The organism is Rhodococcus sp. NFXS4 (genome assembly GCF_058139645.1).
In genome coordinates this window covers 2859334-2883174 of the sequence record NZ_CP192221.1, presented here as the reverse complement: position 1 = coordinate 2883174, position 23841 = coordinate 2859334, and the positions used below count along the sequence as shown (strand labels likewise).

Here is a 23841-nt window from a genome sequence, read left to right as displayed (position 1 = left end):
GCCGGCCACCCGTCAAGACGAAGCCAACGGACGGAATCTACATGTCGGTGACATCTCGATTCCTCGCGCAACCATTCACATCAGCGCGTGGTTGTGTGCGAACCACGACCTGAACGACACGGGACGTGTACACATCGACTTGTCGTGACCCCGCGGCGGTGTCGCACCCCGGATCACCACGCGCGTTGCCGACGTCGGCATAGCCCCCGACCGACGAACCTGTCAGCGCGAGATACTCGATAGCCTGGATTGATGAAGATGACGTTTCGCGAGCTGGACGTGAGTACCCGTGAGTGGATGGCGCGATGCCTCGCGATCGAGGAGTCTGGCGCAAGAAGGCCCTACCGGTCTCCGCGACTGACCGATCTCGGTGTGCGTGAGTGGCCGTCGCTGCTCCTCGAAGCCATCAACGATCCCGACGGTAACGAAGTGACCCTGGGAAGAGCCGTTGCCCGTTCGGAGTTGTGGCACACGATAGAAATGTCTACGCGACGTGGCGTGAGCCGACCGCAGCGGGTGAACATCGAACACGCGGCGAGCAGTCTGGCGCGGTCCGAATTCAACACCTGGTACGTGGCGGGGCTCGCCCGAAAGCTTTTGAACGAGGGCGAGACACAATGCACTATCTACCGCGCGGCCGAACCGAAATGGGCGGAGGCAAGCTGCACTAGACACGAGGGGGCGGTGGTGCCCCTCGCCACGATCGTCGACGGCCACCGCCGAAACTAGTGGCCCCATCCAGGAGTGCCCGGCACATTCGCGATCCCAGCGAGCCCAGGCTGCCACCACTCGATCTCTCGTGTCGACTGATCGCTGTGGACTGATTCCAACCGGAGTCAGCATCGGCCGGTCGCGATGCTCGAGAAGTCGGTGACGGTCCGTGGACGGGCCGCGCATGTGCCTGCCGAACACGCGCGATCCGCCCGACCCCACCCGCCTGACCGCGGGTGGGGTGCCGTCACGTCTGCCTAGACGCAGAAGCTGGCTCCGACCGTGTGGAAGTTCAACGTCCCGAAGTCGGACGACACGTTCGTCGATATGCAGGCTTTGCTTTGCGAGTTCCCCAGCCGCAGGTAGCGGCTCCAGGCGGTGACTCCGCCGGAACCGGTGCGCAAGTTGTGGTCCTCGGTCACCGCAGTTCGCCCCTCGGCCCTGATCTCTTGGTGGATCGTCACCGGCGATGTGTACATGTTCCCGAAGAGGATGACGCGGGACCAGTTGGCATGGCACGTCGAGGACCACCGGAGTTCGAGCGATCCGATGGTTTTTCCTGCGGTGGGTCCACGCGAACCGACGATCGGACGTGACGCGACCACGTAGGCGTTCGCACAACTACGCGGGTCACCATCGCCCCCTTGATCCCACGCCTGCGCCGGCGCTGCGCCGAGAATCGCCCCGGTGAGCACCGCCAGCGCCGTGACGAGAGCAGCCAACGTTCTACGAATCATCTTTCCTCATTTCCTCGACGGTGTGTGACATCCGACGATGTGTCGACACATGGCCACGGTCGTGCACGCCGGTTATCCGTTACCCCGACCGGTAGCCGCGGCTACATCTGAGGCAAGCACGCCAGACGTTCGTCCATACTGGTCACAGGGCTGAACGGAACACCTGAACAGCACCAACACCGGCCCTGGGGGTGTCGAGGATGAGCGCAGCGGATGCGGAACCACTCGAAGGAGGACGCGGCGCGGACGATCATGACGGGGGACTGCTCGATTCCACGCGGGACGACAACGAACTCCTGTCGGCGTTCCGGTCGGCTTTGATCGAGGTCAACCGTGGGCGGAAGACGAATGGAGAACTGTCGACTTCCGCTCGGCGCTACGGGTTCGAGCCCAACAGCCGCACCACGATGCACAACGTTCAGACGTCGACCCGGCTGCAATCGGAAGCAGCGGTGCGGGCATATGTTGCTGCGGCGACTCGTAACGACAGCATGGAGATAGAACGATTCGCCCGGTGGCGCAACGACCTCGCGAACCAAATCGGACCGCGTCCACGAGCAGACGCCACACTGCAGGAGGATCCGAAGACGGACGTCGGCGCGAGACGGTCGAGGCGGACCAGGGACCTCGTGATCGCAGGATGCACCGCGATCGTCACGGCAGGGATCACCGTGGCGGTGACCAGCACTGTCACCGGGCCCGACGACAGCGGGCCAGCAGACACCGCTGCCGCACCCGGCGACGTCTTCACTGGTGTCGACCCTCTCGAGAGTGGATGCGCCGACGGTGCGATACGCGCCAACGCAAGCGTTCCGGCACCCCCGATGAATGTGGTTGTGGTGTTCTCGCAGGCGTGCAATGCGGTGTGGGGGAAAATCGAACGGCTCGATGGTGCTGGTACCGGTGACTCGATCACTGTGGTCGTTTATCGGCTGGACGACCCCTCGGGGCCGGACACACAACGTGTGACCGAACAGAACGTCGGGAACGCGTACACCCCCGCCATTGTCCGTGTCGACGGTGGATCACCGATATGCGTCGATGGTTCGGTGACCGTAGACGACGGGGCCCGAATTATCGAAGCTGCCGAACCGCAGTGCACCTGATCGGGGGTGAGTGAGGCACTGCGACTGAAGTTCTTGACAGAAACGACACGGGTCGTTGATCGGACTCGATCGGCGCGTCGCGGTCGGAAAGCCAGTGGAAATCCCCGCTCTCGGATGCAGTGGCGGTTCCACACCCTCCTATCGACCGGATGGTCTGGATCGGTCAGTTTGCGAGTTTGGCGAAGTTGCACTTCTTGTGACTTGTGCTCAGGATGCAAGGGGCGACCGGCAATCGGACCGGTCGTATTCCTCTCCGAGAGAGCAGCATCCATGACGACCCGCTTACGGCCGCCACGGCGGAAACCGATGTTCTCCTCGACCCCGCGGTTCTCACCGCCGGCATGATCGCAGTCCTGATGGCCACCGGTGGGGGTGCGGTGGCCACCGCGCAACCGTCCACCACCCCGGCCACGGCGACCAGCTCCGCGCCCGCAGCGTTGCAGCAGCAGGCCCCCGCACCAGCCGACCCGTGCGCCACCACCACGGCACCAACCACCACGACCACGACGGCACCTTTGTCGACCACCACACCGGCGACGCCGACGTGCGCCGAAGTGCCGACACCGGGCCCGCCCACCTCTCAGACGCCCAACACAGCGTCCGAGGCACCAACTGTCGCTGACGCACCGGCGACCACGCCGTCGAGCACGACGACACCGGCCACCACCAGCCTGACCCCGAGCGCCGAGGCCACCGCACCGACCGCAACGGGCGAGCGGATCCCGTACACCGGTCTACCGACGGAGAACCCGAACAGCACCATCGTGCCCGGGAAGATGCGCTCCGACCGCGAAGAATGGCCCGAGCCCTTCACCAAGGAACAGGCCGATCGCGCCGAGGTCCGGGAGTACGAGCTGCAGCAAATTCAGCTGCGGCGCTCTGCGTCCCGCGCAATCCCCGCTCCCGGCCCCGATTGTCAGCAGTACTGGCCGTCGGAGAACTGGGTCTGTGGTGCCATCCGGGACAAATACAACTCGATGGGGGCTCAGTTCAGCTTCCTGGCCCTACCCACCTCCGAGGAGCTGGTCAACCCGGACGGATTCGGACGCCGACAGACGTTCATCAACGGCCCCATCTACTGGTCACCGCAGGGCGGCGCACACCCTGTCGTCAACCACTTTTTCGCAGCTTGGCAACGACAGGGCTGGGAGGGAGGAGTGTTGAAGTATCCAACGACAGACGAAATCGTCAACCCCGACGGCATCGGCCGCCGCCAGGAGTTCCAGGGCGCAGCAATCTACTGGCGCCTGAACGAGGCGTACGCCATTGGCGGCGCCATCCGCGACAAGTGGAACACCGTCGGTGCGGAAGCAGGGCCCCTCGGCTACCCCTCAACCGACGAAATCGGTGTCACCAAGAACAACGGCCGTTACAACAACTTCGAGAACGGCACCGTCACGTGGTCATCACAGACAGGAGCAAGACTCCTCTACGGACCGGTCAGAGACCGGTGGGCGAACACGGGACGAGAGGACGGCCCTCTCGGCGTTCCGTTGGCCGACGAGCAATCGATAGCCAACAACGCCGCACACTTCGCTGATTTCGAGAACGGTTCGTCAATCTGGTGGACCTCTCTCACCGGTGCGCATGAGATCAGCTCAGACGTACGGGCATCGTGGTTCGGGGCAGGTGGGTACGCGGGATCACTCGGCTTCCCCACCGAGGGAGCCACCACGCCGGGGGCCAACGCTGAGGGCATCACGCTGAAGCAGGTCTTCGAAGGAGGAATCATCAGCCTAATTGGGCAGGGCCGGGCCTTGATCGGAACCTATGATCCGACACCGGACTCGTTCCCTGAACCCTCCGGCAACACCCCACTGCGCGAAACGGCTCCGCAACCGCAGGCCAGAGCAATTCCCGACGGCGCCACCTGGCCGCCACCGGGAATATCAGCCAACTATGACACCGCAGCGGAGGTAGGCGGAACCGTCAACCCGCACCGCAAGAAAGACGGCGAACTGATCATTCGCCAGGGATACTGGAGCGATCAGTGGGAGGACGGATGGGGACAGGACAAGGCGGAGCACCGCCACGGCCTGCGACTCGTCGAGTCCATCGAGTTTGTTTTGGAGTCCAAGCACTGGGGACCACGCTCAGACAGCTCGCGGCCCGGCACCGACTTCTATGCATACGCCATCGACCAAGTCTGCAAAGTTGACTGGTCAGGACGCAAATGTGAAGAAGTGCAGCGGCGCGTCGTTCATGCCATCTACGACCCGACCCCGTATCCGGACGGCTACAAGTTGGCACCGGCTGGAGCGCCAGGCCCCGTCGGAGTGATCACGGCATACTGCGGCGGTGGAACGAGCCCGCTCGCAGGAACGGACGTTTGCGACCTTTGGGTCGATGCCGCCCTGTCCAACCCGATCGAATAGCGGTCAGCGTTACCGGTCACAACCGACATCGCTGGCCCGGCCGCGCACCTGATAAAGTTCATTGATGCAGGTGCGCGGCCGGGCCTCACAGCCGAAAACACTCCACAGAATCGATTGTGATGTCAACTATAAAGGTCATGGTCGATAATTGGTTGCTCCAGGATGGGTCAGTACGGCCGCTATCCATTGGTGACAAGGTCAGATTGTCACTTGCGTTCGACGAGAAAATTTCGAATTCAAAGGATCCACGCTCGTCGCAAATTACTGCCGAGGCGATCCCGTTTGACGGGGTTCGTTTGGCAGATCCTAGCCAATCATATCGGATTTGCTTGCGTTTCCCCAGTTGGGAGGCGAACTGGAGCGCGCCTCGCCCTGTCGCCGGCGAAGTGTCTCTAACGGGAGTTTTTTACGCTGACGACTCGCAACAATGCAGTCCAGTGATGGGAACCGTACGAAGGATACAGGCAGTGGATGGGACACTCAAATTCGAGAACAATGATTGGGTGTACGATTCGACAGCGCCAGTCCATCTCCATGACATGCCGTCTACAGGCTTGTTTTTCAACGAATTCTTCAGCGACAGTGCTCCAGAAATCGGGGAAACTCGGCTGAATCGAATGGGCGTTCTAATCGACCTTCAGATCTAAGCTCATACGCACCTTGTTCGTCATTTACTCTTCAACCTAACCTCGCGCCGCCGCCTGCTGGTCGGCCGCAGTATTGCACCCCCATGAGCCTGGCCGCATCCGCATCCGCGTCCGATGGCGATGCCCTGATGAACGTCCTCCGACACATCGCCGGGCCGTCCGGTACCACGAGACGGCGACAGCGGGATCGTGGCGACCATCTTTGGTCGACGAGTGGGGCTGACTCAGTTCTTCGTGTCGGCGGCAGCCCTTACATGCAACTGACGACATCAACATGCGGACTGATTCGACGATGATAATCGGTGCCGATAATCCATATTATGACATAGTTGCTGCTAGAAACGTGATCGTTGTAATCGCTCTGCCGGTGGCGGGTACCCCCCTCGCCGATCGGTCCCGAGAACGGTTCCAGCGGCGGCAGGACGCCGTCAGGTGCGGGTGCCGTCGACAGCGAACGCGTAGGTGACGTCGGTGGGTTCCGTCGCGGCAGCGAGACCGGGAGTGGCGAGGGCCAGGGGAATCACTGCTGCAGTGCCGAGAAGGGTTCGGGTGAGTTTTCGCACGGCATGTCCTCTTCGTCGTCGATGGTCGCTTCCAGGGGAAGTGTGCAACGGAAGCGGACCATTCAGCACATTTCGTACCGGGTGTCCCCGTGGGGGTGTGGTTCCGGGCGAGACCACGGTTTCCGTCGACTTGCCGCCGGAGTGGAGGTGGTGGTCCAATGGGAACATACGTTCGAACACAAGTTCTCCAGCAAGCGGACGAGGGTGCGTCATGGGATGGAACGACGGACCGCCCACGTGGACCGAGATGGAGCGGTTGCTCTCGGGCAAGCCTCGTGTCATCGATCCGCTGGCGATTGGTGACGGCGGTGACAGTCCGGCCTGGTCGCGCAAGCGTGACCCCTACGAGGGTGCGGTGGTGCGGCCGCGCGACACCGTTCCCTATGCGGAACTGCACGCCCACTCGTCCTTCAGCTTTCTCGACGGCGCCTCCCAGCCCGAGGAGATGGTCGAGGAGGCCGTACGGCTGGGTCTGGACGCCATCGCCCTGACCGATCACGACGGCATGTACGGCGTCGTGCGGTTCGCGGAGGCGGCACGCGAGTTGGAGATGAAGACCGTCTTCGGGTCCGAGTTGTCGCTCGGTGATCCAGGTATGCCGACCGAATCACGCACCGGCGCAGCCGATCCAGACGGAACGCATCTGTTGGTGCTGGCGCGCGGACAGGAGGGGTACCGGCGCCTGTCCCGCCAGATCGCCGCCGCGCATCTGGCCGGTGGGGAGAAGGGTCGCCCGCGATACGACATCGATTCGCTGGCCGAGGCGGCCGGGGGGCACTGGCAGATCCTGACGGGGTGCCGCAAGGGCAGCGTGCGTCGCGCGCTGAGCGAGGGTGGTTCCGCGGCTGCCGAGCAGGCGCTGCGCGACCTGGTGGAGCGGTTCGGCGCAGACCGTGTGACGGTGGAGCTGACGCGGCAGGGCGTCGCCGAGGACGACGATCGCAATGACGCCCTGGCGGACATCGCCGCGCGCCTCTCGCTCCCGGTCATCGCGACGACGTCGGCACACTTCGCGCGGCCGAGTCGGCGCCGGCTCGCGATGGCCATGGCCGCGGTCCGTGCGCGGCGCAGTCTCGACGATGCGTCCGGGTGGCTCCCGCCGCTCGGCGGAACCCATCTGCGCTCCGGGGCCGAGATGGCGGCGATGTTCTCCGCCTATCCCACCGCCGTGTCCCACGCCGCGGTGCTGGGGGAGGAGTGCGCGTTCGACCTGCACCTCATCGCGCCGCAGCTGCCGCCGTTCGACGTGCCGGAGGGACATACCGAGATCACGTGGCTCCACGAGTTGACGATGCGCGGTGCCGAGCGACGCTACGGTCGGCGCGAGGACGAACCCGCGGCCTACGCCCAGATCGACCGCGAACTCGCCGTCATCACCGAACTCGACTTCCCCGGGTACTTCCTGGTGGTCCACGACATCGTCGACTTCTGCAAGAGGGCCGACATCCTGTGTCAGGGAAGAGGATCCGCGGCCAACTCTGCGGTGTGCTACGCCATCGGCATCACCAACGTCGATCCGGTGCGCAACGGTCTGCTGTTCGAGCGGTTCCTGTCCGTCGAGCGCGACGGCCCACCCGACATCGACGTGGACATCGAGTCCGACCGTCGTGAAGAGGCCATCCAGCACGTCTACGCCAAGTACGGCCGCGACTACGCGGCGCAGGTGGCCAACGTCATCACCTACCGCGGGAAGTCGTCGGTACGCGACATGGCGAAGGCGCTCGGGGCGTCGCAGGGTCAGCAGGACGCATGGAGCAAGCAGATCACCCGCTGGTCGGGGGTGCCGGGGCGAGACCTGTCCGCCGAGGCCCGCGAGACCACCATCCCGCTCCCGGTGCTCGAACTCGCCGCGCAGATCGAGAACTTCCCACGGCATCTCGGCATCCACTCCGGCGGCATGGTGATCTGCGATCGGCCGATCGCCGACGTGTGCCCCGTCGAGTGGGCGCGCATGGAGAACCGCACCGTGCTGCAGTGGGACAAGGACGACTGTGCCGCAGTGGGACTGGTGAAGTTCGACATGCTGGGACTCGGCATGCTCTCGGCGCTGCACTACATGATCGACCTGGTGAAGGAGCACAAGGGACTGCACGTCGATCTCGCCGAACTCGACCTCGGCGAGGCCGCGGTGTACGAGATGCTGCAGCGCGCGGATTCGGTCGGGGTGTTCCAGGTGGAGTCACGTGCTCAGATGGCGACGCTCCCGCGACTCAAACCGCGGGAGTTCTACGACCTCGTCGTCGAGGTCGCCCTCATCAGACCCGGACCCATCCAGGGACATTCGGTGCACCCGTACGTCCGGCGCCGCAACGGACTCGAGCCCGTCACCTTCGATCACCCGTCGCTCGAGCGGGCACTCGAGCGCACTCTCGGCGTACCGCTGTTCCAGGAGCAGCTGATGCAGATGGCCGTCGACGTCGCAGGGTTCTCGGCCACCGAGGCGGACCAACTGCGTCGGGCCATGGGGTCCAAACGCAGTCCGGAGAAGATGGACCGCATGCGTCAGCGTTTCTACGACGGGATGCGCGACCTGCACGGCATCACCGGCGACAAGGCGGACCGCATCTTCGACAAGCTCTATGCCTTCGCAAATTTCGGCTTCCCCGAGAGTCATTCGCAAAGTTTCGCGTCGCTGGTCTTCTACTCGTCGTGGTTCAAGCTGCACCATCCCGCCGCGTTCTGCGCCGGTCTGCTCCGCGCGCAACCCATGGGTTTCTACTCGCCGCAGTCACTGGTGGCCGACGCCCGGCGGCACGGCGTACTCGTGCACGGTCCCGACGTGTGCGCCAGCCTTGCCCACGCCACCGTCGAGAACGACGGCCTCGAGGTGCGCCTCGGGTTGTCCGACGTCCGATCCATCGGCACCGCACTGGCCGAGCGGATCGTGGCGGAGCGGGTGTCCGGCGGACAGTTCACCTCGTTGCTCGATCTCACCGGTCGCGTCGAACTCAGCGTGACGCAGGCCGAGTCCCTTGCCACCGCAGGCGCTCTCGCCTGTTTCGGTGTGACACGCCGAGAGGCGCTGTGGGCCGCCGGGGCCGCGGCGGCCGAGCGTCCCGATCGGTTGCCCGCTCTCGGTGCGTCGACGCGCGCGCCGTCGCTCCCGGGAATGAGTGCGTGGGAGTTGGCCGCCGCGGACATCTGGGCCACCGGTGTCTCGCCCGACAGCTACCCCACCCAGTTCCTGCGCGAGCGGCTCGACGAGATGGACGTGGTCCCTGCGGACCGCCTGCTGTCGGTGGCCGACGGAGATCGGGTGCTCGTGGCCGGGGCGGTCACCCACCGTCAGCGTCCCGCCACCGCGGCAGGTGTCACGTTCATCAATCTCGAGGACGAGACCGGGATGATCAACGTGGTGTGTTCGGTGGGACTGTGGCAGAAGTACCGCTCGGCGGCGCAGTTGTCGCAGGCTCTGTTCATCCGCGGCATCGTCCAGAACGCCGAGGGGGTGGTGACGCTGGTGGCCGACAAACTCGAGACCCTCGACCTCCGCGTCCTCCTGCGTTCGCGAGACTTCCGCTGATCCTGCGGTCTGTCCCGACCGTCAGACGCTGCCCTCGAAGTCGTATTGACGCCACGCCTCGTAGACCACGACCGACGCGGCGTTGGTGATGTTCATCGACCGGCGCCCCGCCAGCATCGGGATGCGCAGGCGGTCGGTCACGTGCTCGTCGGCCAGTACCTCCGGTGCGAGGCCGGTGGGCTCGGGCCCGAACAGCAGCACGTCGCCGGGCCGGTACGACACCGACGCGTAGGACGTGGTGGCATGGGCGGTGAAGGCGTGGACCCGCTCGGGCGCGAGGGCGTCCCACGCCGCCTCGAGGTTCGGGTGCACCGTGACCGACGCCAGGTCGTGGTAGTCGAGGCCGGCGCGCCGCAGCTTGGGCTCGGACAGGTCGAAGCCGAGCGGTTCGATCAGGTGCAGCTCACACCCCGTACCGGCGACGAGGCGGATGGCGTTTCCCGTGTTCTGCGGGATACGCGGTTCGTGGAACATCAGACGGAACACCCGTTCAGCCTGCCATGTCCCACCCGCCTGCCCGAGCGTGGGAAACTGTGCGGTGTGACCGCAACGCGACTGGACGGCAAACTCACCCGCGACGAGATCTTCGTCGACCTCACCGCGCGGGTCACCGCACTGCGCGAGCGTGGGATCACCCCCGGCTTGGGGACGGTGCTGGTCGGTGACGATCCGGGCTCCGCTGCCTACGTGCGAGGCAAGCACAACGACTGCGCCAAGGTGGGCATCGCCTCCATCCGGCGCGACCTCCCGGCGGACGTGTCCAGCGACGAGCTCGACGCCGTCATCGACGGGCTGAACGCCGACCCGGCCTGCACCGGCTACATCGTGCAGCTCCCGCTGCCGAAGCGCCTGGACGAGAACCGCGCCCTCGAACGCGTGAACCCCGAGAAGGACGCCGACGGCCTGCATCCCGTCAACCTCGGCCGACTGGTCCTGGGCGAGGACTCCACCCTCCCGTGCACTCCCCGCGGCATCGTGCACCTGCTGCGTCGCTACGACGTCCCCATCGCCGGTGCTCATGTGGTCGTCGTCGGACGCGGCGTGACCGTCGGCCGGCCTCTCGGGCTCATCCTCACCCGGCGCTCCGAGAACGCCACCGTGACGCTGTGCCACACCGGTACCCGTGACCTGGCCACCGAGGTGCGGCGCGCGGACATCGTCGTCGCCGGTGCCGGCGTCGTCGGACTGATCACCCCGGACATGGTCAAGCCCGGTGCCGCGGTCATCGACGTCGGCGTCTCACGCACCGACGACGGGCTGAAGGGCGACGTGGCCGACGGTGTCGACGAGGTCGCCGGCTTCCTGTCCCCGAATCCCGGCGGCGTCGGACCCCTCACGCGCGCCTTCCTGCTGAGCAACGTCGTCGAGCGCGCGGAGCGCATGCTGGCCGCATCGGAGTCGGTCTCGTCATGAGCGGGAAGGCCGGAGGCCGGCCGTTCGTGAGAAAGCCGACGCGGCGGAGGCCGGCGCGGGACATGCTCCGGCGCAGCATTCCGGTGGTCGCCGTCGTGCTGGTGATCGTCGTCGCCGTGGTCCTGGTGCTCGCCGACCGGTGGCGCCGCGGTGCGTTCGTGTTCGGTGTCGCGACCCTGATCGCCGCCGCGTGCCGGTTGTGCCTCGGAAGTGAGCGTGTCGGGATCCTGGCCGTGCGGTCGCGCGCCTTCGACACCTTCTCCCTGGCTGCTGTGGGCAGCGCGGTGGTGTGGCTCGCCGTCTCGATCGATCCGCTCGGGACGGACTAGCCCTCGCGTGAGCGGGTCACCCGCAATGTCAACGGGACGAAGATCGCGAGGATCAGCAGCGAGACGATCACCGAGTACAGCATCGGGTGTGTCGACGCCCAGTTGATCGGTTCGCGGATCGCGACGGACGGTGCGGTGGGATTGCCGAACGACTCGCGCGTCGACCGGGCCACCGAGGTGATCGGATTCCACTGTGCGACAGCGCGGAGCGGACCCGGCAGCGTCGAGGACGGCACGAACGCGGACGAGATGAACGTGATCGGGAACAGAATGATCATGAGCGCGCTCTGGGCACTCTCGGCAGTGCTGGCGACGGATCCGACCACGGCGCCGATCCACGACATGGCGAAGCCGAAGAACATCAGCAGCAGTACGGCGCCCAGCGCGTCGAGAGCGCTCCCGCGGATACGCCACCCGACGGCGTAGCCCGCGCCTATCATCACGGCGATGCTCACCACCGACACGAGCATGTCGGAGAGAGTGCGCCCCAGCACGATGGACAGACGCGACATCGGCAGCGAGTGGAACCGGTCGACGATGCCCTCCTTGCTGTCGGTCGCGAGCCCGATGGCCGTGAACGCGGCGCTGAACACGACGGTCTGCGTGAAGATGCCGCCCATGAGGAACTCGCGGTAGGTGGCACCGCCCAGTGCTCCGCCGAAGACGTAGCTGAAGAGCAGGACGAACATGAGGGGCTGAATCGTCGCTCCGAGCAACAACTGTGGGACCCGCAGGATGGTCAGCAGGTTGCGCTGGGTCATGGTCACGCAGTCGACGAGGAAGCTCGAGGCGTTCTGCTCCCGGACTCCGCGGGGACCGACCAGTTCGGCGGTCATGCGGTGGCCGTCGCGAGGGCGGCGGCGGGGGACGCGCTACCGGTCGACTGGAAGAAGACGTCGTTGAGATCGGGCACGTTCACCCGCGCGTCGCCGACACGGATACCGGTGCCGTGCAGGCGACTCAGCACGTCGACCATGGATTCGCTGCCCCACGGCGCATCCACCGTGAACCACCCGGCGGACGCAGAGGCGCGGTGCACGCGGAAGTTCATCCGCGGAAGCAGATCCGCTGCCAGGCGCAGGTCACGAGGGTCGGCGAGGCGCACCTCGACGGACGGCGGACGGACGCGCGACTTCAGATCGGACGGGGTGCCCCTGGCCACGACGACACCGCCGTCGACGACGACGATCGCGTCGGCCAGTCGGTCGGCCTCCTCGAGATACTGGGTGGTGAGCAGCACTGCCGTTCCGTCCGCCTTGAGGTCGGTGACGATGTCCCACATGTCGTTCCGACTGCGGGGGTCGAGACCGGTGGTGGGTTCGTCGAGCACGATGAGGGGTGGCCGCGCCACCAGCGCGCCCGCCAGATCGAGACGGCGGCGCATACCGCCGGAGAATGTGGAGACCGAGCGGGTTCCCGTGTCGTCGAGGCGGAACCGGGTGAGGAGCTCGCGCGCCCGCGCGCGTGCGTCTCTGCTGCTGAGCCCGTAGAGCCGCCCGAGCATCCGGAGGTTCTCGTAGCCGGTGAGCCGACCGTCGACGGCGGCGTACTGGCCGGACAGCCCGATGAGCCCACGCACGGTGCGCGGGTCCTTCACGGCGTCCACGCCCGCGACGTGGACGGAACCCGACGTGGGCCGGATCAGCGTCGCGACGATCCGCACCGTGGTGGTCTTGCCGGCGCCGTTGGGGCCGAGTACCGCGGTGACCTGTCCCGCAGCGGCCGTGAGGTCGACGCCGTCGAGGGCCCGGTGCGTGTTACGTCGTCCCGTGTAGTCCTTGACCAACGATCGGACGTCGACGGCGAGAGTCGCTCCTCCGGAGAGTCCGGCGGTCACCGGGCACCGGCGAGCAGCGCCGGACGCACACCGCCGAGGCGACGTGCGACGGCGGCCAGCGCGTCCGGCGTGCCCATCGCGTTGTGCGGGACGTCGACGGGGTAGTCGGTGATCGACCCGGCGATGTAGCGCCGCCATGCCCACGGCGTGAGGGTGGGATCGGAATCGACGGTCGCGGAGAAGAACTGGAGATCGCCCGAGAACCGGGCCGGGGTGTGGTCGTGGCCGAGGTCGACGAACAGCTGGTAGCGCTCGTACAGCCGTCGCATCTGCCCCTCGTCGAGATGGGCGGTCGGTCCCCCCGCGCCGCGGATCATGGCGATGGCCTCGTCGAGATCGATGTCGTCGTCGACGGTCACCTCGAGAGGAAGGAACTCACGCATCAGCGACGCCACGGACATCTCGGTGCGCGGGCGGTCGCTTCCGGCGAGGGGATACGCGTCCATGACGAACAGTTCGACCTCGTCGCCGAGCTTCTCGATCTCCACGGCCATCGCGTGGGCGATGAGACCGCCGAGTGACCACCCGAGGAGTCGGTAGGGGCCGGTGGGGAACTGGGCGCGCACGGTGTTGACGTAGTCGCGCGCGATCTCCGCGACCGACGCGGGCTCGGGTGCGGGGATGCCGATGCCGCGGGCCTGCAGACCCAGCACCGGGATCGACGGATCGAGGTGTGGCAGCAGTCCGGTGTAGCTCCAGGAGAGACCGATCGCCGGATGCACGCAGATGAGGGGAGTCACACCGTCGTCGCCGGCACGCAACGGCAGCACCGCGTCGGTGCTGGTGCGGCGGACCGGCGGCTTCGGGGTGCGAGCGGACGGCTCGGCGACGGGCGGGGGTGCCGCGTGTGATCCGGTCCTCGTGGCGGTTCCGTTGGCTGCGGACCCGTTCGTGCCCGAGCCGTTCGTGGAGGAACCGTTCGCGTGGCTGCCGCCGTCGCCTCGGGTGCCGTGATTGTCGTCGAGCATGATCAGCTCCTGTAAGCGAGCGGACAACGCAGCCGGGGTGGCTGCGTCGAAGAACCAGGTGACGTCGATGGAATCGGGGTCGACGTCGGTAGCGATGTCGGCACGGAGGCGCTCACGTAGGACGTCCATGACCCGCACCGCGGCGAGGGAGTTCCCGCCGAGAGCGAAGAAGTCGTCGTCCGGGCCGACGGCGTCCACCCCGAGCACGTCGGCGAAGACGCTCCGGACGGTGTCGAGCAACGACCGGGCGGGCGCGATCGCCGTGGCGGTGGTCGGCCGGGTAGGTGCGGCGCTCAGATGATCCGGAGCCAGCGGTTCGAGCCGGCCCAGGGGGATGAGCAGTGCGCGTCGGTCGACCTTGCCGTGCGGGGTGCGCGGCAACGACGAATGCACGGTGACCGTCGCGGGGACGAGGGCACGGGGGAGCTTCTCGGCGGCGAAGCTCCGCAGGGCGGCGGAGTCGACGGTGCCGTGCACCGTGACGTGTGCCGCGAGCGCCGCGCCGACGGAGTTCTCCTCGACGACGACGGCCACCGACGTCACGGCCGGATGTGCGGCCAGCACGGCCTCCACCTCGGCGGGTTCGATGCGGACACCGCGGATCTTCCTCTGGGTGTCCGATCGGCCCGTCATCTCGACCATGCCGTCGGATGCGACCCGCACCAGGTCGCCGGTGCGGTACGTCCGGCCGCCCGGGCGTCCCGACGGGTCGGCCACGAAGCGTGCCGCCGTGAGCCCCGGGCGTCCCGGATAGCCCTGTGCCACTCCGGGTCCGGAGACGTACAGCTCACCCACGTCGCCGTCGGCGACCTCGGCAAGTGTCGTGTCGAGCACGCGCAGGGCGGTCCCGGGCACGGCGAGTCCGATGTGGGGTGCGCGGCCGGCGCGCTGGACGCCGGTCGTCGCCGCCACCGTGGTCTCGCTGGGGCCGTAGGCGTTGACCATGCGGCGACCCGGGGCCCACGCCTCGAGCAGAGCCGCGGGAAGCGCCTCGCCGCCGGTGCCCACCGACCGCACGCCCGACACGGTGTGAGGATCCAGGGTCGCCAGCGCGGCAGGCGTCAGGAACAGCACGTCCACGCGCTCACGCTCGATCAGGGCCTCGAGCGCCCTGCCGGCGTAGGCGGCGGGCGGCGCGACCACGGACGTCGATCCGCGGATCACCATCAGCAACATCTCGAGGATCGCCGCGTCGAACCCCGGTGACGCCGCGTGCAGGACGCGAGACGTCCGGTCGGTGTCGAACGCGGTTCCGAGGGCGACGGCGAGGCTCTCGATGCCGCGATGGGTGACGCCGACGGGTTTCGGGCGCCCGGTCGTTCCCGAGGTGTAGACGAGGTAGGCGACGTCGTCGAGGCTGCGCCGGACCGCGGCCGGCAGGGCCGCGTCGGGCGTGGAGGGGTGATCGGGCGTTCCGTCGGTGTCGAGGGTCCACCACCTGACGGCGTCCGGCGCGACCACGGGATCCGAGGCCGCTCGCAATGCCAGGACGGGTTCCGCGTCGTCGAGGATGTAGCTCAGACGTTCCTCGGGATAGGTCGGATCGAGAGGGAGGATCGTCGCGCCGGTCCTCGCGACGGCCCAGAACGCCGTCACCGAGGACGCGGACCGGCTCATCGCGAGCGCCACGGTGCGTCCGGGCCCGGCGCCGGCCGCGCGGAGGCGGTCGGCGAGAGCGTCTGCGGCGGTGAGGAGTTCACCGTAGGTGCGGGTGCCCTCGGGAGCGACGACGGCCACGCGCTCCGGGGAGTCGCGCGCGACACGCTCGACGAGCACGTCCAGGAGCTCCGTCTCGGACGGGAGGCGGGACGGGCCCGTGAGGCTCGCGATCGACAGTGCGGGATCGGACGTGGCGCGGTCCAAGGTGTCCACCACGGCGTCGGCCAGGTGACGAGCGGTGCTGGGCAGGAACAGGTCTCGGGCATAGGTGACCGACACGTCGGCACCACCGTCCGTCCGGGCGCGGACGGTCACGACGAGATCGAAGGCGGATCGCTCCACGGGCAGGCGGAGGGCGGAGACGGTGCGCCCGCCGAGATCGAGGTGCAGCGGCGGTGCGGCGTGGACCGAGAGCATGATCTGGACGATCGGGTGGCGTGCCGGATGACGTTCGGGCTGCAGTGTCGACACCAGCGTCTCGAACGGAACCGCGGCATGGTCGAGCGCCGCGAGATCGCGGTCCCGCACCAGCTCGACGATCTCGTCGAAGGTGGATGCCAACGACACCGGCACCCGCAGCGCGAGGGTGTTCACCGCCATGCCGACCATCGACTCGGCTCCGGCGCGGTCCGCGTAGGGGGTGCCGACGACGACGTCCGCCGTTCCGAGCAGCGGGTCGATCCCGGGGGTGTGCGCGGCCAGCACCGCGGCCAGTGCTGCGTGCACCACCATGAACTCGGTACCGCGGTGATCGGCCGCACAGGCGAGCACGCGTTCGCGGACCTGCGGACTCAGGACCGCGTCGACGACGTCGGCGCGGCCGGTGGGCCGGTCGGGGCGCGGGCTGTCCAGCGGTACCGAGTGCACGGGGGGAGCACCGTCCAGGGCGGAGCGCCAGAAGTCGACGGCGCGGGTGTGGTCGGCGCTGCCCACCGAGAGTGTGAGTGCCAGCGCGTGATCGATGTACTGCACCGGCTCCGTCGGCCACACCGGTGCGACTCCCGTGCGGCGAGCCTCGTAGGCCAGCAGCAGGTCGGTGGTGAGTGGCGCCACCGATTCGCCGTCGGCGGCGATGTGATGGACCGCGACGCCGACGACGTGGCTGTGCTCCGACAGGCGCACCACGACGGCACGGACGGGAGCCTCGGTCGCGAGATCGAACCGTCGCCGGGCGACCTCGTCGAGTGCCGCCTGCACCTCGGGCGCCGACGGATCGAGGTCGGGGTCGGAAGGTGTGACCAGCTCGACGGAGACGGGAGCGGCGTCGAGGACCACCTGCACCGGCTCGCCCGCGACCGTGGGATACACGGTGCGCAGCGATTCGTGCCGCGCGATCACGTCGTTCACGGCTGCACCGACGGCGTCGACGTCGAGCGGACCCTCCACGAGCAGTCCGGCCACGATCGTGTACGCCGTGGCGGTGCTCGCCACCTTCGACGAGAACCACATCGACAGCTGCGCCGGCGTCAGCGGGACGGGATCGGGTCGCTCCGCGGGTGTCACCGCGGCGGCCGATGGGAGGGTGCCCGGATCTGTTGTCACGTCGGCGAACTCGGGCAGTTCGGCGAGCTCGGCGACCGTCGGTCGATCGAAGATGGTGCGCACGGCGACGGGCACACCGGTGACCTCGGTGATGCGCGCGGCGTAGCGCGTCGCGGTCAGCGACGTTCCCCCGAGCGCGAAGAAGTCCGCTGTGACACCGACCCGCTCGACACCCAGGACCTGCGCGAGTACACCCGCGAGGGCTGCCTCCGCGGCGGTTCCGGGAGCGCGGTCGTCCTCGTCGACGAGGACGGACGGCATCGGCAACGCCGCACGGTCGAGCTTGCCCACCGGTGTCAGCGGAAACGCGTCCACGACGACGATCGCGGTGGGCACCATGTGACGCGGCAGCCGAGTGCGGGCGAGGCGGAGCAGATCGTTCGATCGCAGGGCGGCCGGCTCGTCGACGACGGGATGGACGAAGGAGACGAGCAGGGTCTCGCCGGTCGGTCCCGGCGTCGTCAGCGTGACGGCTCCACCGACACCCGGTGCCGACGCGAGCACGGCGTCGATCTCGCCGAGCTCGATCCGCAGACCACGGATCTTGACCTGGAAGTCGCTGCGACCGGTGATGCGGACGACCGGTTCGGTGCTGTCGGGATCGGCCGCGAAGGTCCACCGGGCCAGGTCGCCGGTGCGGTAGGTCCGGCTTCCCGGCGGGCCGAACGGGTCGGCAACGAAGCGTGTCGCCGTGAGGCCCGGCCGGTCGAGGTAACCCCGTGCGAGTTGTACTCCGGCGAGGTGCAGTTCGCCCTCGACTCCGGGCAGCACCGGTTGCAGCGAGGCGTCGAGCACGGTTGCCCGCATCCCGGCGACGGGGCGCCCGAGTGCGACGTCGTCACCCTCGTGCAGCGTCCTGGCGTGGGTGCAGATCGCGGTCTCGGTGGGCCCGTAGATGTTGATGACGGTGCGTCCGGGCGCGACCGCATCGAGCAGTTCCGAGCCGAAGTTCTCGCCGCCGACGCCGAGTGCGGACAGTAGCACCGGGTCGCCGGGGACGAGGTCGTCGGCGGAGAGCGTCGACAGGACGGAGGGGGTGAGGAAGCAGTGCGTCACGTCGTGGCGGCGCAGCAGCGTCGCCAGTTCCGTACCGCCCACGACTCCGGGGGGCACCACCACCAGCGCGCCTCCGGATCCGAAGGCGAGGCCCAGTTCCAGCATCGAGGCGTCGAAACTGGGAGAGGCGAAGGCGAGCACGCGGGCGTCGGTGTCCGCCCCGTAGGCGCGCACCAGTTCGCTGGTGATGTTCGCGTATCCCTGACGTGTGACCTGGACGCCCTTGGGGCGTCCGGTCGTTCCCGACGTGTAGGTGACGTACGCCGTGCAGCCGAGCGGAACCACCCAGCCACCGTCGTCGGGACACGTCGGGACGTTCTCCTCGGCGAACAGTGAGTCGGTCGTGGACCACAGGAAGCCGTCGCTCGGGACGTCCGAGGGATCGGAGCAGACGGCGTGCAGCGTCTTGCTGTCACGCACCATGAACGAGCGCCTGTCCGCCGGGTAGTCGGGATCGACGGGCACGATGGCACCGCCGGCGCGTGAGACGGCGAGGATCGCGGCCACCGACTCGGTCGAGCGTCGCAGCAGGCCGATCACACGCGTGTCGGCGGAGACGCCGTTGTCGACGAGGCGTGCGGCGCCGCGGGCGACGAGTGCCTCGAGCTCTGCGTAGGTGGTCCGCCGGTCGCCTTCGACCACGGCCACCGCGTCCGGAGTGGCCTCGGCGTGATGCGCCACGAGAGCGTCGAGCGCGGAGGTCGAGTCCGTCGACCGAGCTCGCGCTCGTTCCCGCATCGGTACCGTCGCCGCGCGCTCGGGAGGCAGCAGGACGTCGATGTCGGCGACGAGCGCGTCGGGGTCGGCGGCGATCGCGTCGAGCACGGCCAGCAGTCGATCGAGGACTGCCCGCGCGGTGCGCTCGTCGAACAGGTCGGTGGCATAGGTGAGATCGATGCTCGACCGCGGGCCGGCATGCCCGGGTGACTCGTCGAGCACCAGTTCCAGGTCGTATTTCGCCCGCGCGACGTCGATACCGTGGGCGGTCACCCGTGCATCGCCCACCGCGCCCGACGTGTCCGGCGTGCTGCGGGTGGTGAGCATGACGTCGAACAGCGGGTGGCGGCCCGGAGTGCGCGGTGGGTCGAGGAGATCGACGAGGGTGTCGAAGGGCATGTCCGCTCGGGCCAACGCGTCCAGGTCGGCCGCCCGCACGGCGTCGAGATGGTCGGCGACGGTCGCCGCGCCGTCGACCACGGTGCGCAGCACCACGGAATTGACGAACATGCCGACGACCCCGTCGAGGTCCGGGTGATCGCGTCCGGCGACGGCAGTGCCGATGGTGACGTCGTCGCCTGCTCCGGACCGACTCAGCACCAGGACCAGTGCGGCGTGCACGATCATGAAGTGGGACAGGCCGACTCGGCGGGCGAGGGCATCGACGTGCACTCCACGATCGCCGTCGAGGACGACGGACACCGTCGCGCCCTGTCCGGACGGTTCCGCGCGACGCGGGCGATCGGCACCGGGAGTGGGGACGTCGGGGAGATCCGCGAGCGCGTCGGCCCACCAGGCCGCGGACGTCGCGAGAGCCGACTCCGGATCGTCCGCGGACCCGAGTGCCAGCCGCTTCCATTCCGAGGCGTCGGCGTACTGCACGGGCAGCGGGGACCACGCCGGGGTGCGATCCTCGAGCCGCGCGGAGTACGCGACGACGAGGTCCGTGGCCAGCACGCCGAGCGACCACCCGTCGACACACACGTGGTGGAGGACGAGAGCCAGGACGTGATCGGCCGCCGGTCCGGACGTGCCGGCGACGCGGACGATCCGGGCGCGCAGGGGCAGGTCGACGGCGAGATCGAAGGGGCGGGACGCGACGTCCGTCAGCGCCGGGAGGACGGCGTCCGTGTCCGGCGCGTCGAGCACGTCGACATCGAACAGAGCTGTGGCCGTGTCGATGTCGAGGACACGCTGCACGGGTCCGTCGACGGCGTCGTCGCGGTCGAAGAGTGTGCGCAGGCTCTCGTGACGATCGAGGACGTCGAGAAGCGCGGCCCGCGCCGCCTCGACCGAGAACGTACCGGTGACGCGGAGAGCGAGCGGCACGTGATAGGTCGCCGACGGCCGGTACTGCTCGATCCACCACATGCTGCGCTGGGACGGCGAGGCGGGGATCGGCACGGAACGGTCGACGGGCACGGGCCCGTCCTGATCGCCGGTGGACGGGGTGCCGTCGTCCAGGTGCAGTGCGAGCGCTTCGACCACGGGATGCCGGAACACCTCGCGAACCCCGAGGGCATGGCCCCCCACCGTGGAGATCCGGGCGGCGACTCTCGTCGCGAGCAGGGAGTTGCCGCCCAGTTCGAAGAAGTCGTCGGTGGCGGCCACGTCGTCGAGGCCGAGGACGTCGGCGAGGACGCTCGCCACCAGGAGTTCGTTCTCCGATTCCGGAGCGCGCGCGGGACGGCTCTCACGGGCACGCGGTTCGGGGAGGCGTCGCCTGTCGATCTTGCCGTTCGGCGTCAACGGCATCTCGTCGAGGATCGTGAGCCGGTTCGGCACCATGTAGTGGGGGAGCAGAAGAGCGAGATCGTCGAGCAGCGTGTCGGCGACGGCGCCCGCGTGCGTCATGCGCACGTAGCCCTCGACGGTGCGGAGGGTGCCGTCACCGCGGACCACCACGGCGGCGTCCGCGACGTCGGGCAGCGCGCGCAGCGCCTCCTCGATCTCGCCGAGCTCGATCCGGAATCCGCGCACCTTCACCTGGCTGTCCCGGCGCCCGAGGTAGACCAGGGTGCCGCGGGAGGTCCACTTCACCAGATCGCCTGTGCGGTAGAGCCTGTCGGAGTGTCCGAACGGATCGGCGACGAAACGTTCGGACGTGAGGGCGGTACGGCCGAGGTACCCGCGAGCGATGCCGGTACCGCCGAGGTAGAGCTCACCCACACAGCCGGGCGGTGTCAGTGCGAGCGAGCTGTCGAGGACGAAGGCGCGGATACCCGGGAAGGGCGACCCCAGCTCCACCTCGTGTTCGGCGACCAGGGGACCGAACGTCACCGCCACCGTGCTCTCGGTCGGCCCGTACACGTTGACCATCCGGCGTCCGGGCGCCCACTCGTCCACCAGCGCGACCGGGACGACGTCCCCGCCGACTCCGATGGCACGCGGACCCGCGCCCGGCGCCACAGGAACGGTGGCGAGGGCCGAGGGCGTGATGAAACCGGCGTCGATGCGCTGGGAGTCGAGCACCTCGGCCAGCTCCTCGCCCCCGTGCACGTCGGTCGGCACGACGACCAGCGTCCCGCCGGACCCGAAGGCCAGCACCATCTCGAGGACGGAGGCGTCGAATCCCGGTGACACGAAGTGCATCACCCGCGCGCCGCGCGGCAGACGATGCGCCGAGACAGCCGCGTACGTCATCGCGGCGAAGCCCCGGTGCGTCACCGCGACGCCCTTCGGCGTCCCCGTGCTGCCGGAGGTGTAGATCACGTAGGCGAGGTCGTCCGGTCCGGGGCGCCGTGCTCCCACGAGGCCCTCGCCGGTGAGCGGTGCTCTCTCCTCGTCGACGAGGACCCACTCAACTTGCGCGGGAAGCGAATTCACCAGTGCGCTCGTCGTGATGCCGACCAGCGCGCCGCTGTCGCCGATGATGGTGGTGATCCGGTCGGCAGGCAGGGCGGGGTCGACCGGCACGTACGCGCCGCCCGCTTTCGCGATGGACCAGGCCGAGGTGACGGACGCGTGCGAGCGGGGCAGCGCGGACACGACCATGACGTCGGGACCGACACCCAGATCCAGCAATTCGCGGGCCAGGGCGTCCGAGCGGCGGTCGAGCTCGGGATAGGAAACTGCGATGTCGCCGTCGACGACGGCGGGCACCTTCTCGCCCAGCACCAGCCCGTGCGTGAGGATGTCGGCGAACGTGGCGAACGGAGGCACCAGCGGATCGAGTGCCGGCAGGACGGCGGCGCGGTCCTCGTCGGTCACGAGAGACAGCGCGCGCAGCGGTGTGTCGACGTCGGCCTCGGCGAAGTCGACGAGGAAGCGGGCGAACCGTTCGCTGTGGACGACCAGTTCGTCGGCCGTGTACAGGGCGGGGTTGCCCTCGAGGTCCACCCGCAGGCGACCCGTGGTGGTGCTCTCGTGCACCGTCACGGCCATGTCCGCGGTCGGTCCGGAGGTCAGTAGTTCGAGATCGGCCGGGATGTCGCCCAGCACCACACGTTCGCCGAACATCATGAGGTTGATGGTGGGACCGAGGGTGACGCCGGGGGCACCGAGCAGGTGGGCGATCTCCGAGGCGGGAAGCAGCTGGTGACGGAGTGATTCGCTGACGCGGTTCCCGACCTCGCGGACCACCGAGCCGATGTCGACGCCGCCGCCGCAGTGCGCGGGCACGGGTACCGCGTTGGCGGCCATGGACGCCGATTCGCGCATCCACGACGTCACGCGGGCGGCCATCGGCATCGTCAGGACGACGTCGGGTGTGTCGGTGACACGCGCGAGGAACGCGGCGAACGCGGCGGCGACGACGACCGCGACGGTGGATCCGTGACGCTCCGCCGCGTCGTGAACCGTCCGGTCCGCCGAGGTACCGAGCAGCGTGTCGCAGCGGTGGTTGAACGCGGACGGCGGCGCGACCCGCCCGGACATCGAGACCGGCTCGCCGAGGACGTCGCGCAGACCGGCCCAGTGGGCTCGATCGCGCTCGTACCGCGACGACGCCCGGTAGCGCGCCTCGGCCTCGGCGAAGGCTCGGGGATGCCGTGCTCGCGACGGCGGTGGATCCTCGCCGCGTACCAGCGCGGTGTAGATCTCGGCGGTGCGAGCGGCGGCGACCGAGGCTCCGTAGCCGTCGATGGCCACGTGATGGCCGCGGGCGTACCAGTAGTGGTGGTCCTCGGCCAGGGTGATGACGGCGGTGTAGCCCAGCGCGTCCCGATACATGTCGAGGGGACGGGTGAACTCCGTCATGATCTCGGCCGCCGCCTCCTCGGGGAACTCGTCGTCGCTGACGTCGATGCGATCGAGGTCGATGTCGAGGAGCGAGAGGTCGAGCCGCTGGCGGAGCGAGTCGGAGTCGACGCGCTCGTCCTGCGCGTCACTCGTGACGAGTCGGGTGAGCATCGAGCCGGTGTCGAGAGTGGCGAGGCGCATGGCCTGCTCGAGAAGATCGACGTCGAGCGGGCCGCGGATGTCCATGTAGTGCGCGACGGCGAAGGTGACCTCGGGGTCGAGTTCCTGCAGCAACCACATGTCCCGCTGCGCGCGGGTGAGATCGAAGACCTCCGTGTAGTCGTCCGCTCCCGCGCCCGAGCCCGGGTGATCGTCCGACATGCTGTTCCCCCGGCTCGCTCGCATCCCCACGGTGGGCCCTTCGGTCACCGCAGCGTCGAGCGCTGCGGTGCAGACCACACGATGTCGAACACTAACAA

12 protein-coding genes are annotated in these 23841 nt (G+C 68.3%); 6 read left to right on the top strand and 6 right to left on the bottom strand.

The genetic code is table 11. The annotated features are described in order from the left end of the window. The first annotated feature begins 252 nt into the window (after positions 1 to 252). Positions 253 to 729: a hypothetical protein gene (locus J4E04_RS13400; RefSeq protein ID WP_490148783.1), complete on the top strand. Its 477-nt coding sequence runs from the start codon at positions 253 to 255 to the stop codon at positions 727 to 729. Between the two features lie 239 nt (positions 730 to 968). Here J4E04_RS13400 and J4E04_RS13395 read toward each other — a convergent pair whose 3' ends face one another. Next, complete coding sequence (locus tag J4E04_RS13395) at positions 969 to 1448, bottom strand: hypothetical protein (protein ID WP_490148782.1); 480 nt, start codon at positions 1446 to 1448, stop codon at positions 969 to 971. Positions 1449 to 1648: 200 nt separating this feature from the next. On the opposite strand from J4E04_RS13395, the gene J4E04_RS13390 reads away from it, so the two are divergent. Both J4E04_RS13390 and J4E04_RS13385 read left to right on the top strand, forming a co-directional pair. Then, positions 1649 to 2554 (top strand): hypothetical protein, encoded by a 906-nt coding sequence (locus tag J4E04_RS13390; RefSeq protein WP_490148781.1) that lies wholly within the window; start codon positions 1649 to 1651, stop codon positions 2552 to 2554. A 212-nt stretch (positions 2555 to 2766) separates the two neighbouring features. Continuing rightward, the gene (locus J4E04_RS13385; protein ID WP_490148780.1) at positions 2767 to 4929 is read left to right on the top strand and encodes an LGFP repeat-containing protein; all 2163 of its coding nucleotides are present in this window, start codon (positions 2767 to 2769) and stop codon (positions 4927 to 4929) included. Between the two features lie 1075 nt (positions 4930 to 6004). Here the strand turns inward: J4E04_RS13385 and J4E04_RS13380 are convergent. Further along, positions 6005 to 6139 (bottom strand): hypothetical protein, encoded by a 135-nt coding sequence (locus J4E04_RS13380; protein WP_490148779.1) that lies wholly within the window; start codon positions 6137 to 6139, stop codon positions 6005 to 6007. A 211-nt stretch (positions 6140 to 6350) separates the two neighbouring features. On the opposite strand from J4E04_RS13380, the gene J4E04_RS13375 reads away from it, so the two are divergent. Then, entirely contained in the window at positions 6351 to 9662 is a 3312-nt protein-coding gene (locus tag J4E04_RS13375; protein WP_490148778.1) for an error-prone DNA polymerase, read from the top strand. 21 nt (positions 9663 to 9683) lie between these two features. On the opposite strand, the gene J4E04_RS13370 is transcribed toward J4E04_RS13375, so the two are convergent. Next, positions 9684 to 10148 carry a tRNA (cytidine(34)-2'-O)-methyltransferase gene (locus J4E04_RS13370; protein WP_222646008.1) on the bottom strand — a complete coding sequence of 155 codons (465 nt, stop codon included), beginning with the start codon at positions 10146 to 10148 and terminating at the stop codon, positions 9684 to 9686. Between the two features lie 54 nt (positions 10149 to 10202). Between J4E04_RS13370 and J4E04_RS13365 the strand changes: the two genes are divergently transcribed. Further along, positions 10203 to 11075 (top strand): bifunctional methylenetetrahydrofolate dehydrogenase/methenyltetrahydrofolate cyclohydrolase, encoded by an 873-nt coding sequence (locus J4E04_RS13365; RefSeq protein ID WP_490148777.1) that lies wholly within the window; start codon positions 10203 to 10205, stop codon positions 11073 to 11075. Between the two features lie 62 nt (positions 11076 to 11137). Beyond that, the gene (locus J4E04_RS13360) at positions 11138 to 11404 is read left to right on the top strand and encodes a DUF3017 domain-containing protein (RefSeq protein ID WP_027503762.1); all 267 of its coding nucleotides are present in this window, start codon (positions 11138 to 11140) and stop codon (positions 11402 to 11404) included. Here the strand turns inward: J4E04_RS13360 and J4E04_RS13355 are convergent. From J4E04_RS13355 to J4E04_RS13345, 3 genes are read right to left on the bottom strand one after another with little or no spacing between them, the layout of a single operon-like run. Further along, positions 11401 to 12240 (bottom strand): ABC transporter permease, encoded by an 840-nt coding sequence (locus tag J4E04_RS13355; RefSeq protein WP_056447645.1) that lies wholly within the window; start codon positions 12238 to 12240, stop codon positions 11401 to 11403. The two genes, J4E04_RS13360 and J4E04_RS13355, sit on opposite strands and share 4 nt — an antisense overlap. Then, positions 12237 to 13241, bottom strand: a complete 1005-nt coding sequence (locus tag J4E04_RS13350; protein ID WP_056447647.1) for an ATP-binding cassette domain-containing protein — start codon at positions 13239 to 13241, stop codon at positions 12237 to 12239. Before J4E04_RS13350 ends, J4E04_RS13355 begins: the two co-directional genes overlap by 4 nt. Continuing rightward, positions 13238 to 23743, bottom strand: a complete 10506-nt coding sequence (locus tag J4E04_RS13345) for an amino acid adenylation domain-containing protein (RefSeq protein WP_490148776.1) — start codon at positions 23741 to 23743, stop codon at positions 13238 to 13240. The genes J4E04_RS13350 and J4E04_RS13345 overlap by 4 nt, the downstream gene beginning before the upstream one ends. Positions 23744 to 23841 lie beyond the last annotated feature (98 nt).

What these genes read in the sequence shown, in the direction of transcription:
- J4E04_RS13400 (WP_490148783.1), top strand. Translation starts at nt 253, where the DNA reads ATGAAGATGACGTTTCGCGAGCTGGACGTGAGTACCCGTGAGTGGATG.
- J4E04_RS13395 (WP_490148782.1), bottom strand. Translation starts at nt 1,448, where the DNA reads ATGATTCGTAGAACGTTGGCTGCTCTCGTCACGGCGCTGGCGGTGCTC.
- J4E04_RS13390 (WP_490148781.1), top strand. Translation starts at nt 1,649, where the DNA reads ATGAGCGCAGCGGATGCGGAACCACTCGAAGGAGGACGCGGCGCGGAC.
- J4E04_RS13385 (WP_490148780.1), top strand. Translation starts at nt 2,767, where the DNA reads ATGCAAGGGGCGACCGGCAATCGGACCGGTCGTATTCCTCTCCGAGAG.
- J4E04_RS13375 (WP_490148778.1), top strand. Translation starts at nt 6,351, where the DNA reads ATGGGATGGAACGACGGACCGCCCACGTGGACCGAGATGGAGCGGTTG.
- J4E04_RS13360 (WP_027503762.1), top strand. Translation starts at nt 11,138, where the DNA reads ATGCTCCGGCGCAGCATTCCGGTGGTCGCCGTCGTGCTGGTGATCGTC.
- J4E04_RS13355 (WP_056447645.1), bottom strand. Translation starts at nt 12,240, where the DNA reads ATGACCGCCGAACTGGTCGGTCCCCGCGGAGTCCGGGAGCAGAACGCC.
- J4E04_RS13345 (WP_490148776.1), bottom strand. Translation starts at nt 23,743, where the DNA reads ATGTCGGACGATCACCCGGGCTCGGGCGCGGGAGCGGACGACTACACG.